Annotated in this window: 9 protein-coding genes; 5 read left to right on the top strand and 4 right to left on the bottom strand. The window is 63.7% G+C overall.

What is annotated here, in order from left to right; translation table 11 throughout:
* Nucleotides 1-89: 89 nt before the first annotated feature.
* Together amaA and amaB are read right to left on the bottom strand one after the other, a co-directional pair.
* A complete protein-coding gene (amaA, locus tag AC5PZ0_RS06440) occupies nt 90-1,376 on the bottom strand; it encodes an L-pipecolate oxidase (RefSeq protein ID WP_027592183.1) in 1,287 nt (428 codons plus the stop codon).
* 181 nt (nt 1,377-1,557) lie between these two features.
* Nucleotides 1,558-3,048 carry an L-piperidine-6-carboxylate dehydrogenase gene (amaB, locus tag AC5PZ0_RS06445; protein WP_012274799.1) on the bottom strand — a complete coding sequence of 497 codons (1,491 nt, stop codon included), beginning with the start codon at nt 3,046-3,048 and terminating at the stop codon, nt 1,558-1,560.
* A gap of 135 nt (nt 3,049-3,183) precedes the next feature.
* Here amaB and AC5PZ0_RS06450 point away from each other — a divergent pair, with 135 nt between their 5' ends.
* A complete protein-coding gene (locus AC5PZ0_RS06450; protein WP_493854559.1) occupies nt 3,184-4,068 on the top strand; it encodes a LysR family transcriptional regulator in 885 nt (294 codons plus the stop codon).
* A 207-nt stretch (nt 4,069-4,275) separates the two neighbouring features.
* Nucleotides 4,276-5,670, top strand: a complete 1,395-nt coding sequence (hglS, locus tag AC5PZ0_RS06455) for a 2-oxoadipate dioxygenase/decarboxylase HglS (RefSeq protein WP_493854560.1) — start codon at nt 4,276-4,278, stop codon at nt 5,668-5,670.
* A gap of 3 nt (nt 5,671-5,673) precedes the next feature.
* Here the strand turns inward: hglS and AC5PZ0_RS06460 are convergent, their stop codons facing one another.
* Nucleotides 5,674-6,627 carry a LysR substrate-binding domain-containing protein gene (locus AC5PZ0_RS06460; protein ID WP_027592180.1) on the bottom strand — a complete coding sequence of 318 codons (954 nt, stop codon included), beginning with the start codon at nt 6,625-6,627 and terminating at the stop codon, nt 5,674-5,676.
* Between the two features lie 154 nt (nt 6,628-6,781).
* Here AC5PZ0_RS06460 and AC5PZ0_RS06465 point away from each other — a divergent pair, with 154 nt between their 5' ends.
* Entirely contained in the window at nt 6,782-8,170 is a 1,389-nt protein-coding gene (locus tag AC5PZ0_RS06465) for a NorM family multidrug efflux MATE transporter (RefSeq protein ID WP_274884834.1), read from the top strand.
* 31 nt (nt 8,171-8,201) lie between these two features.
* Here the strand turns inward: AC5PZ0_RS06465 and AC5PZ0_RS06470 are convergent, their stop codons facing one another.
* The gene (locus tag AC5PZ0_RS06470) at nt 8,202-9,866 is read right to left on the bottom strand and encodes a putative bifunctional diguanylate cyclase/phosphodiesterase (protein ID WP_265968645.1); all 1,665 of its coding nucleotides are present in this window, start codon (nt 9,864-9,866) and stop codon (nt 8,202-8,204) included.
* Between the two features lie 286 nt (nt 9,867-10,152).
* Here AC5PZ0_RS06470 and rep point away from each other — a divergent pair, with 286 nt between their 5' ends.
* A complete protein-coding gene (rep, locus tag AC5PZ0_RS06475) occupies nt 10,153-12,162 on the top strand; it encodes a DNA helicase Rep (RefSeq protein WP_099430788.1) in 2,010 nt (669 codons plus the stop codon).
* 65 nt (nt 12,163-12,227) lie between these two features.
* Nucleotides 12,228-12,800: a xanthine phosphoribosyltransferase gene (locus AC5PZ0_RS06480; protein ID WP_003253535.1), complete on the top strand. Its 573-nt coding sequence runs from the start codon at nt 12,228-12,230 to the stop codon at nt 12,798-12,800.
* The last annotated feature ends 30 nt before the right edge of the window (nt 12,801-12,830 follow it).

Raw genomic sequence — 12,830 nt, forward strand, 5'->3', positions numbered from 1 at the left:
CGGGCAAGCCCGCTCCCACAGGTAATCCACAGTTGCTGAAGGCTGTGAAAACCTGTGGGAGCGGGCTTGCCCCGCGAAGAGGCCAGTGGCTACAACACCACCCTCAAGCACTGCCCCGCGTGGTACAGCGAGAACCCGGACTCGTAGAACGCCGTGCGCAGCGACGGCGCGCTCACCCCGGTCATCGGCGAGAACGGAATCGGCAGGCTGTCCGCTTCGTCCTTGAGCAAGAACTCGGCAAACGCTCGCCCGATCACGGTCCCGGTGGTGTTGCCGCGGCCGTTGTAACCGGTCACCGCCACCAGCCCCGGCGCCGGCTCGAACAGGCGCATCAGGTGGTCGGGGGTAAAGTCGATGCAGCCGGTCCAGTGCATCTCCCACTCGACCTTGCCCAGCTCAGGGTAGTAATGGCTCTGGATACGGTCAGCCCAGCTGCGCACGAACCAGGCCGGCTTGTTGTCGACCCGGCCCAGGCTGCCGAGCAGCAGGCGGCCCTGGTCGTCGCGGCGGATGCTGCTGAGTACGGTGCGGGTGTCCCAGGAGCCCTGGCCATGCGGCAGTACCTTGTCAGCGGCAGCGCCGTGCAGCGGCTTGGACGCGACCTGGTAGTAGTAACCGCGGAAGAACTGCTTCTGCAGGTTGCTCCAGTCGCCTTCGGTGTAGGCACCGGTGGAAATCACCACCTTGTCGGCGCGCACCGAGCCACGTGCCGTTTTCACGCGCCAGCCATCGCCTTCGCGCTCCAGGCCCTCGACCGAGGACTGCTGGAACACCTTGCCACCCAGGCGCGAAACCGCAGCGGCCAGGCCTTGGGTGTAACCCATGGGGTTTATGGTGCCGGCGCGGCGGTCGAGCAGCGCGGCGGAAATCTTGTCGGTACCGCAGTATTCCTGGCACTGGGCGCCGGTCAGCAGCTCGACGTCAGCGCCGCGGCGGCTCCATTGTTCATGGCGGGCTTCGAGGTCGGCGATGCCGGTGGCGTTGTGCGCCATGTGCAGCGTGCCTTTGTGCTGGGCTTGGCAGTCGATACCCAGGCGCTCGATCATGGCGAATACCTCGCCCGGTGCTTCGCCAAGCACCTTGTTCAAGCGGCTGCCCTGCTTCTGGCCGAGGGTCGCCTCGACGTCGTCGGGGCGGATCCAGGTGCCGGCATTGACCAGGCCGACGTTACGTCCGGAGCCACCGTGGCCGATCTTCCAGGCTTCCAGCAAGATCACCGACTTGCCCTGTTCGAGCAGGTGGATCGCTGCGGACAGGCCGGTGATGCCGCCACCGATGACACAGACATCGGCCTTGTGCTCACCGGCCAGGGCCTGGGCGGCGACGGTCGGTTTGCTGACGAATTCCCACAAGCATTGTTGACGCAGTTCGGACATGGCCGGCTCCAGCAGTGTTGTTCTTATTGCGGGTGCATCTGGTTTTGTTGGGGCCGCTTTGCGGCCCATTCGCGGGACAAGCCCGCTCCCACAGGGACCACACAGGCCTGAAAGGCAGCGGGGATCCTGTGGGAGCGGGCTTGCCCCGCGAACCGGGGGCAAAGCCCCCGGCCCTGCAGCATCAGTCGAACACGATACCCTGCGCCAGCGGCAGCTCGCGCGAGTAGTTGACGGTGTTGGTCTGACGACGCATGTAGCCTTTCCAGGCATCCGAACCGGATTCACGACCACCGCCGGTTTCTTTCTCGCCACCAAACGCACCGCCGATCTCGGCGCCGCTGGTGCCGATGTTGACGTTGGCGATGCCGCAGTCGCTGCCCGAGGCACTCTGGAAGCGCTCGGCTTCACGGATGTCGGTGGTGAAGATGCACGAGGACAGGCCTTGTGGCACTTCGTTGTTCAGGCGCAGGGCCTCTTCGAAATCATCGTAGGCCAGCACGTAGAGGATCGGCGCGAAGGTCTCGTGGCGAACCACGTCGCTCTGGGCCGGCATCTCGGCGATGGCTGGGGACACGTAGTAGGCGTTCGGGTACTGGTCTGCCAGCTGACGCTCGCCGCCAAACACCTGGCCACCTTCGTCGCGGGCCTTGGCCAGCGCGCCCTGCATGGCGTCGAACGACAGTTTGTCGATCAGCGGACCCACCAGGTTGTCTTTGCGTGGGTCACCGATACGTACTTTGCCGTAGGCGGCTTTGACGCGGGCAACCACTTCGTCCTTGATCGAGCGGTGCACGATCAGGCGGCGCAGGGTGGTGCAGCGCTGGCCCGCAGTACCCACGGCGGAGAACAGGATGCCGCGCACAGCCAGGTCCAGGTCCGCGCTCGGGGCCAGGATCATGGCGTTGTTGCCGCCCAGTTCGAGAATGCTGCGGCCGAAGCGAGCGGCAACACGTGGGCCGACTTCACGGCCCATGCGGGTGCTGCCGGTGGCGCTGACCAGCGGCACACGTGGGTCATCGACCATCGCTTCGCCCGCTTCACGGCCACCGATGACCAGTTGCGCCAGGCCAGCCGGTGCATCGCCAAAGGCTTTCAGGGCTTTTTCGAACAGCGCCTGGCAGGCCAGGGCGGTCAATGGGGTCTTTTCCGACGGTTTCCACACCACCGAGTTACCGGCCACCAGGGCCAGCGCGGTGTTCCAGGCCCAGACGGCAACCGGGAAGTTGAAGGCGCTGATCACGCCAACCACGCCCAGCGGGTGCCAGGTTTCACGCATGTGGTGGCCAGGGCGCTCGGAGGCGATGGTCAGGCCGTACAGCTGACGCGACAGGCCGACGGCGAAGTCGCAGATGTCGATCATTTCCTGGACTTCACCCAGGCCTTCCTGGGTGATCTTGCCGGCTTCGATCGAAACCAGTTCGCCGAGGTCGGCCTTGTGTTCACGCAGCACTTCACCGAACAGGCGGACCAGCTCGCCGCGGCGTGGGGCCGGCACGGTGCGCCAGGCGTCGAAGGCGCTTTGGGCCTGATCGATGCGGGCGATGGTCTCGGCCTTGCCGAGCAGTTTCACCGAGGCGATCTGGCTGCCGTCGATCGGCGTGTGAACAGGGTAGTCGCCCTGGGTGTAAGCCTCGGCGGCAACGCCAAGGCGCTCGAGCAATCCAGCAACCATTTGTGCATCTCCTACATCGGTGATGGGGTGGAAAAATGATGTGGATCAGTATTAATCCGATCACACCAGTGCAACAAACGACCTTTATTCCGCATATCATTCCGTCAGGTAATGATTTGAGCCGCAGAGACCGCTATGTCCAAACGCTTGGTGCCCTCCATGACCGCCCTGCAGTGCTTTGAAGCTGCAGCCCGTCATTTAAGTTTCACCCGTGCCGCCGAAGAGCTGCACCTGACCCAGAGCGCGGTCAGCAAGCAAGTGGCGCAACTCGAAGACATGCTGCGCCACCACCTGTTCCTGCGCATTCGCCGCCGCCTGCAACTGACGCCAGCGGGCAGCCTGTACCTGGCCGAGGTCAACAAGATCCTCACCCAGGTGGACATGTCCAGCCGCTACGTACTGACCTATGGCGAGCAGACCGAGATATTGAAGGTAGCCACTCAACCGAGTTTTGGCGTGCGCTGGCTGATCCCCCACCTCAAAGGCTTTGGCAAGCGCCACACCAATATCCACCTGGACATCCGTAACGAGATGGAGCCATTCGCTTTGCTGCAAGGCTCGGCGGATGTGGTGTTCTTCTATGGGCAAGGCACCTGGCCGGGGGCGACCTGCGTGGAGCTGTTCCGCGAAGAGGTGGTGCCGGTGTGCGCGCCGGAGCTGTTGGCCGGGCGGGCGCTGGCCGATGCCGGTGAGTTGGCCGAGCTGGTGCTGCTGCAGAGTACGTCGCGGCCAGAGGCGTGGCATGAGTGGTTTCTGGAGCTGGGGCTGCAGAGTGTCAGCGCCTACCATGGGCCGCGGTTCGATACGTTCTATATGGCCTTGAGCGCGGCGCAGGCGGGCTGTGGGGTGGCGCTGGTGCCGCGGTACTTGGTGGCCAAGGAGCTGAATGAAGGGAGCCTGGTCATTGCCTGGAATCATGCGATGAAGAGTACCGGGGCGCATTACCTGGCGTATGCCGAGCATGCGGCCGAGGTGCCGAAGGTGCGGGCGTTGGTGGAGTGGATTCACGAGCAGTTGTAGGCTCTAGGGCCTCTTCGCGGGTAAACCCGCTCCCACAGGTACTGCACAGCGTTCAAACATTGCACCACCCCTGTGGGAGCGGGTTCACCCGCGAAGGGGCCCTAAGGTCGATCAAAAAAGGAATGACACTCGCACTTTTTTTCGCTTGTGAGCCATGTGCATTCCCAGCTTTCATGTAAGCGTCCGAACCCAACCAGGAAGCTAGCGATGCCCGCCCACGATTTCGTCAGCCCAGACAGCATCCGCGCGCAGTTCTCTGCCGCCATGTCGCTCATGTACAAACAGGAAGTGCCGCTGTATGGCACGCTGCTGGAGCTGGTGAGCGAAATCAACCAGCAGGTGATGACCCAGCAACCAACGGTGGCCGAAGCGCTGCGCTGGACCGGCGAAATCGAGCGCCTGGACCAGGAACGCCACGGCGCCATCCGCGTCGGCACCGCCGAAGAACTGGCGACCATCGCCAAACTGTTCGCGGTGATGGGCATGGAGCCCGTCGGCTACTACGACCTCAGCTCTGCAGGCGTACCCGTGCACTCCACCGCCTTCCGCGCCGTGCACGAGCAGTCCCTGCATGTCAGCCCGTTCCGGGTGTTCACCTCGCTGCTGCGCCTGGAACTGATCGACAACCCGCAACTGCGCGAACTGGCACAGGGCATCCTGGCCAAACGCAAGATTTTCACCCCGCGCGTACTCGAGCTGATTGCCCAGTGCGAGCGTGACGGCGGCCTCAGCGCAGCCGACGCCAAGGCGTTCGTGCAGGAAGCGCTGCACACCTTCCGCTGGCACCATGACGCCACGGTAACCGCCGAGCAGTACCAGCAACTGCACGACCAGCACCGTCTGATTGCCGATGTGGTGGCCTTCAAGGGCCCGCACATCAACCACCTGACCCCGCGCACCCTGGACATCGACGCGATCCAGGTCGGCATGCCGGCCAAGGGCATTCCGCCAAAGGCCGTGGTCGAAGGCCCGCCCACCCGCCGCCACCCAATCCTGCTGCGCCAGACCAGCTTCAAGGCGCTGCAGGAAAAAGTCGCCTTCAGCGGTCAGCAAGGCAGCGAGGGCAGCCACACCGCGCGTTTCGGCGAGATCGAACAACGCGGTGCCGCACTGACGCCGAAGGGTCGCCAGCTGTACGACAAACTGCTCGATGCTACCCGCGCCGCCTTGGGCGGTGTGCCAGCCGAAGCCAATGCCGAGCGTTACAGGACGCTGTTGAGCCAGACCTTCGCCGAGTTCCCCGACGACCTGGCGCAGATGCGTGAACAGGGCCTGGCCTACTTCCGTTACTTCGCCACCGAAAAAGGCCTGGCCGCTCGCGATTACAGCGACCGCCCGACCACCCTGCAAGGGCTGATCGATGCGGGGCATGTGCACTTCGAGGCGCTGGTGTACGAAGACTTCCTGCCGGTGAGTGCAGCGGGGATCTTCCAGTCCAACCTGGGCGATGATGCGCAGGCAGAATACGGCAGCAACGCTAACCGTGAGGCGTTCGAAGCTGCATTGGGGCTGAAGGTGCAGGATGAGCTGGCGTTGTATGCGCAGAGCGAGCGCCGCTCGTTGCAGGCGTGTGCACAGGCGCTGAACCTGGGGTCGATGTAAGCCTTAGGGTCGCATTGGGTCGCGCTGCGGCCCAAGCGTCGGCAGGACCTGCACATCCGGCAGGTCCATCGCCGCCACCTCCGCGTGCAAGAATTCGCTCAAGCGCCGCAACCGCTCGCCACCCGGCCGGGTGCGCGGCCACACCAGGTAGTAATCCATGCCGCTGGGCACCGCCGTTGGCCAGGGCAAGCTCAAACGCCCCTGCGCCACATCCTCGGCCACCATCAGTAAATCCCCCATCGATATCCCATAGCCACGCGCCGCTGCGATCATGCCCAACTCCAGGGTATCGAACACCTGGCCGCCCTTGAGCGACACCTTGTCGCTAAGCCCCATGCGCTCCAACCATTCGCGCCAGTCACGCTTGTCCACGGTCGGGTGCAGCAGTTCGATGCAGGCCAGCCGACGCTCGTCCCACGGCCCATCATCGAGCAGGTCCGGCGCACCCACCGGGATCAGCAGTTCGGGAAACAACCGGCGCACTTCCCAATGCGCCGGGAACACGCCATCGCTGAGCAACACGGCGCAATCGAAAGGCTCCTGGTTGAAATCGACATGGTCGACGTCCATCCAGGCGCTGGTCAGTTGCACTTCGTTACCGGGCTGCAGGTGACGAAAACGGCTTAGGCGGGCCAACAACCAGCGCATGGTCAGGGTGGAGGGCGCTTTCATGCGCAAGATGTCATCTTCGCCGCGCAAGGTGTCGCAAGCCCGCTCCAGCGCGGCGAAGCCTTCGCGCACGCCGGGCAGCAACACCCTGGCCGCTTCGGTCAATTGCAAGCTGCGGCCGCTGCGCACGAACAGGCGGCAAGCGAAGTGTTGTTCAAGGGTGCGGATATGGCGGCTGACCGCACTCTGGGTAATCGAAAGCTCTTCGCCGGCACGGGTGAAGGAGCTCAGTCGCGCAGCGGCTTCGAATGCGCGCAAGGCATACAACGGTGGGAGCTGACGAGACATTAGGCACCTGCCATGCGGGCTGGGGAACGGATCGCTGACAGCATAAACACATGAGTCAAACTCATGCCAATGATCGTTTTTATCCTTTTGTGCAAAGCTGACCAAAGCCTCAGAATCGCCCTTCGCTCACGGGATCAGGAAAAGGACCACACGCATGCATGTAGCGCCTACCACCGAACTCAAGGCTTTGCTGCGCCTGGCCGGGCCGCTGATCGCCTCGCAGTTGGCGCACATGCTGATGGTGCTGACCGACACCCTGATGATGGCCCGCATCAGCCCGCAAGCCTTGGCGGGCGGCGGCTTGGGCGCTGCGAGCTACTCGTTCGTGTCGATTTTTTGCCTGGGCGTGATCGCCGCGGTCGGCACGCTGGTGGCCATCCGCAAGGGTGCCAACGACATCGAGGGCGTCACACGCCTGGCACAAAGCGGCCTGTGGCTGGCCTGGGGCCTGGCGCTGGTCGCGGCGCTGGCGCTGTGGAACCTGGAGCCGGTGTTGCTGATGTTTGGCCAACAGCCGGAGAACGTCGCCTCGGCCGCCGAATTCCTCACCCTGCTGCCGCTGGCCCTGCCCAGCTACCTGACCTTCATGGCCCTGCGCGGCTTCACCAGCGCGCTTGGCCGCTCGACGCCGGTGATGGTCATCAGCGTGATAGGCACGGTGCTCAACTACCTGCTCAACGTTGCGCTGATCGAAGGCATGTTCGGCCTGCCCAAGCTGGGCCTGATGGGCATCGGCCTGGTCACTGCCGTGGTGTCGCTGGGCATGGCGATTGCCTTAGCCCTGTACATCCGCTGGCATTCGGCCTATGCCGCCTACCCGCTGCGCCAGGGCCTGTCACGCCCTTCCCTGCCAGCCCTGCGCGAGCTGTGGCGGCTGGGCCTGCCGATTGGCGGCACGTACATGGTGGAGGTCGGCCTGTTCGCCTTTGCCGCGCTGTGCATGGGCGTGCTCGGCAGCACGGAGCTGGCGGCGCATCAGATCGCGCTGCAGATCGTTTCCACGGCGTTCATGGTGCCCACCGGGCTGTCTTATGCCGTGACCATGCGCGTGGGCTTGTACTACGGCGGCGGCAACCTGCTCGCGGCCCGCAGCGCAGGCCGGGTGGGGATCGGTTTTGGCGGGATGATCATGTTCGCCTTCGCCGCGCTGTTCTGGCTGTTGCCGGATGCCCTGGTGGGGTTGTTCATCGACCGCAACGACCCCGCGTTCGCGGCCATCTACCAACTGGCCGTGCAGCTGGTGATGGTCGCGGCCTGGTTCGAGCTGTTCGACGGCATGCAGACCATCGCCATGGGCTCGATCCGTGGGCTGAAGGACGCCAAGACCACCTTCCTGATCGGGCTGTGCTGCTATTGGCTGGTGGGCGCCCCCAGCGCTTGGCTGTTCGCCTTCAACCTGGGAGGCGGCGCGGTCGGGATCTGGTGGGGGCTGGCGTTGGGGCTGGCCTGTGCGGCAGTGGCGCTGACCCTTGGCTTTGAATGGCGGATGAAACGTCTGTTGAGAAAGGCGGGTTTGCCTGACAGGTCTGCACTGCCTGTGTGATTGCCGGGGCTGCTTTGCAGCCCTAGCCGCATTACAGGCTAACCAGATGCGGCGTTCCACAGTCCTGCAGAAACGCCATCAACTCCGCCACCGGCAGCGGCTTGCTGACCAGAAACCCCTGCACCTGGTCACAGCCGAACTCACGCAACAACGCCATCTGCGCTTCGCTTTCCACACCCTCGGCAACCACTTCGAGGTTGAGGTTATGCGCCAGGTTGATCATGGCGTGCACCAGCTTGCGGTTCTCCTCGCGCATTTCCATCTCGGCGACAAAACTGCGGTCAACCTTGAGCAAGGCGATCGGCAGGCTGTTCAAGTGCACGAACGATGAGAAGCCAGTGCCGAAGTCATCCAGGGAAAAACGCACGCCCAAGCGCCCAAGGGCATCCATGGTCTGGCGCACCCGTTCGTTGCGGCGCATGACCGCCGTCTCGGTCAGTTCGAACTCCAGCCAGCGGGCATCGACGCCGTGCTCGATGATCAACCTGCTCAGGGTGGTCAGCAGCTGGCTGTCCTGAAACTGCCTGAAGCTCAGGTTCACCGCCATGTGCAGCGGCGGCAGGCCATGCTCGCACAGCGCTTGCATGTCACGCAGCGCGCGCGATATCACCCAGTAGCCAAGCGGCACGATCAGCCCGCTCTGCTCGGCCAGCGGCACGAACTCGCTGGGCGGCAACAGGCCGCGCTCGGCATGGCGCCAGCGCACCAGCGCCTCAAGGCCAACGATGCGCCCATCGGCCAGGTTCAGCCGTGGCTGGTAATGCAGCTCCAGCTCGTCACGGCGCAGGGCCCGGCGCAGCTCGCTTTCCAGGTCGGCGAGGCTGCGGGCGTTGCGGTTGATGCGTTCGTTGAAGACATGAAAAGTACAGCCCTGGCTACCCTTGGCCTGGCGCATGGCGATGTGCGCATGCCACATCAGCGGGTCGGCGCCGCCCTGCGCCCGGGCGTGAGCCAGGCCCAGGCTGCAGCCGAGCAGCAGGCTTTCGCCGTCGATCCAGTAGGGCTCGGCCAAGGCTTCGATGATGCGTTCGGCTATCCACTCGGCGCGGTTCGGGTCGCGGCGGGTATCGATCAGCAGGGCGAATTCGTCACTGCCCAGCCGGGCCAGCTGGTCGCCGGCCTCCAGTTGCAGCTTGAGCCGTGCCACCACCTGCAGGATCAGCCGATCGCCGCTTTGATGGCCAAGCGCGTCGTTGACGTGGCGGAAGTTGTCCAGGTCGAGGTGGCCGAGGGCCAGGCCACGGCCATCCCCCTCTGCCAGGCGCGTGGTCAGCAAGGCCTGGAAACCCTGGCGGTTGGCAATACCGGTCAGCGGGTCCTGCTCGGCCAGGCGTTGCAAAGTGGCAACCAGCACGCCGCGCTCGCGAACGTGGCGCAACGAGCGGCGCAAGGCATCGGCATTGAGGTGGTCACGCACCAGCCAGTCGCTGACCCCGGTGGGCGCCACTTCAGGCTCGTGATCGAGCAGCACGACCGTGGGCAGCTCGCAGCGGCCGGGGGCTGGCTGCAAGGCCGGGGTGGCCAGGATCACGGCTTGGCGGTCGTGGCTGAACAGGCTATCGACCGACTCCCAGTCAGGTGCGGTCAACAACACCGCGCTGCCGCTCAGTGCCTGCACGCACTCGCGCAACAGCACGGCCCATTCCGGCTCATCAGCCAACAGCAGCAAACGCAACGGTTCGACAGGCGTGGACAAGCGGGCTCCTTAGGGCATGGGCGGGTGCAACGGCAGAGGCCAAGTATGCCACTGCATGAATGAAAATGATTTACGCTTTTATATATGTAGGCAACGACACATTTCGTCGTGCATCGTGCGCGAAACCAGGCCAACCGGCAAATACGATTTTTTCGGTGAATAGCATGAGCCTGACTAATACTTATGCGCTGATAAAAGTCTGACTCAGACGTCAGACGGTCGCGCCATTACCGGCCCATGCCTGTTAGAATGCGCGGCTATTTTCTGGCGACCCCCGGTTTCTAGCATGTCCCGACTCAATCCCCGGCAACAGGAAGCCCGAGACTACGTCGGCGGCCCTCTTTTGGTGCTCGCCGGTGCAGGTTCCGGCAAGACCAGCGTCATCACGCGCAAGATTGCCCACCTCATCCAGAACTGCGGCATCCGTGCCCAGTACATCGTGGCGATGACCTTCACCAACAAGGCCGCGCGCGAGATGAAGGAGCGGGTCGCCACCTTGCTGCGCCCGGGGGAAGGCCGCGGCCTGACGGTGTGCACCTTCCACAACCTGGGTTTGAACATCATCCGCAAGGAGCACGACAAGCTGGGCTATAAGCCAGGCTTTTCGATCTTCGACGAGTCCGACATCAAGGCGTTGCTGTCGGACATCATGCAGAAAGAGTATTCCGGCGACGACGGCATCGACGAGATCAAGAACATGATCGGTGCCTGGAAGAACGACCTGATCCTCCCGCCCGAGGCCCTGGAAAAGGCCCGCAACCCGCGCGAGCAGACCGCCGCCATCGTCTACACCCACTACCAGCGCACGCTCAAGGCGTTCAACGCGGTGGACTTCGACGACCTGATCCTGCAGCCGGTCAAGCTGTTTCAGGAGCACCCCGAAGTGCTGGAGCGCTGGCAGAACCGCGTGCGCTACCTGCTGGTGGACGAATACCAGGACACCAACGCCAGCCAGTACCTGCTGGTGAAAATGCTGATCGGCATGCGCAACCAGTTCACCGTGGTCGGCGACGATGACCAGTCGATCTACGCCTGGCGTGGCGCGCGGCCCGAGAACCTGATGCTGCTCAAGGAGGACTACCCCTCCCTGAAGATCGTCATGCTCGAACAGAACTACCGCTCCACCAGCCGCATCCTGCGCTGCGCCAACGTGCTGATCGCCAACAACCCACACGCGTTCGAGAAGCAGCTGTGGAGCGAGATGGGCGTGGGCGACGAGATCCGCGTGATCCGCTGCAAGAACGAGGAAGCCGAGGCCGAACGCGTGGCCATGGAAATCCTCACCCTGCACCTGCGCACCAACCGCCCGTACAGCGACTTCGCCATCCTTTACCGCGGCAACTACCAGGCCAAGCTGATCGAACTGAAGCTGCAGCACCACCAGGTGCCGTACCGCCTTTCGGGTGGCAACAGCTTCTTCGGCCGCCAGGAGGTCAAGGACCTCATGGCCTACCTGCGCCTGCTGGTGAACCCGGACGACGACAACGCCTACCTGCGCGTGATCAACGTGCCGCGCCGGGAAATCGGCTCCACGACCCTGGAAAAGCTCGGCAATTACTCGACCGAACGCGGTATCTCGATGTACGCCGCCAGCGAAGAGCTGGGCCTGGGCGAGCACCTGGACGCCCGTTACACCGAGCGCCTGCAGCGCTTCAAGCACTGGCTGGACGGGGTGCGCCACAAGGTGGCGCTGGATGACCCGATCGCCGCGCTGCACGAGATGATCCGCGACATCGACTACGAGAACTGGATCCGCCAGCAAACCGCCAGCGACAAAGCGGCGGAGTTCCGCATCAGCAACGTCTGGTTCCTGGTCGAAGCGCTGAAAAACACCCTCGAGAAGGACGAAGAGGGTGACATGACCATCGAGGACGCCATCGGCAAGCTGGTGCTGCGCGACATGCTCGAGCGCCAGCAGGAAGAGGAAGAAAACGCCGAAGGTGTGCAGATGATGACCCTGCATGCCTCCAAGGGCCTGGAATTCCCTTACGTGTTCATCATGGGCATGGAAGAAGAGATCCTTCCGCACCGCTCCAGCATCGAAGCCGACACCATCGAAGAAGAACGCCGCCTGGCCTACGTGGGCATTACCCGCGCGCGCCAGACCCTGGCCTTCACCTTTGCGGCCAAGCGCAAGCAGTACGGCGAGATCATCGACTGCACCCCGAGCCGGTTCCTCGACGAACTGCCGCCGGACGATTTGGCCTGGGAAGGCCTGGACGATGCGCCCGTCGAAGTGAAAGCCGCGCGTGGCAACAACGCACTGGCCGATATTCGGGCGATGCTCAAACGCTGATCAACCCTTACTCTTTAACCGTTGCCGCTGTTGCGGCCACCTTTGCTACATCGAGGAAAACCACAGTGGAAGCACTGCATCAGAAGATTCGCGAAGAAGGCATCGTGCTTTCCGATCAGGTTCTTAAAGTCGACGCGTTTCTCAACCACCAGATCGACCCTGCGCTGATGCAGTTGATCGGTGACGAGTTCGCCCGCCTGTTCGCCGACGCCGGCGTGACCAAGATCGTCACCATCGAAGCCTCGGGCATCGCCCCGGCGGTGATGACTGGCCTGAAGCTGGGCGTGCCGGTGATCTTTGCGCGCAAGCACCAGTCGCTGACCCTGACCGAGAACCTGCTGACTGCCTCGGTGTACTCCTTCACCAAGCAGACCGAGAACACCGTGGCCATCTCGCCGCGCCACCTCAACAGCAGCGACCGCGTGCTGGTGATCGACGACTTCCTGGCCAACGGCAAGGCGTCGCAGGCACTGATCTCGATCATCAAGCAGGCCGGCGCCACCGTGGCCGGCCTGGGTATCGTCATCGAGAAGTCGTTCCAGGGCGGCCGTGCCGAGCTGGACAGCCAGGGCTACCGCGTTGAATCGCTGGCCCGGGTGAAGTCGCTGGAAGGCGGTGTGGTCAGCTTCATCGAGTGATGGCCATTGGGGCCGCTTTGCGGCCCATCG

This window comes from Pseudomonas sp. 5.2 (genome assembly GCF_059025405.1).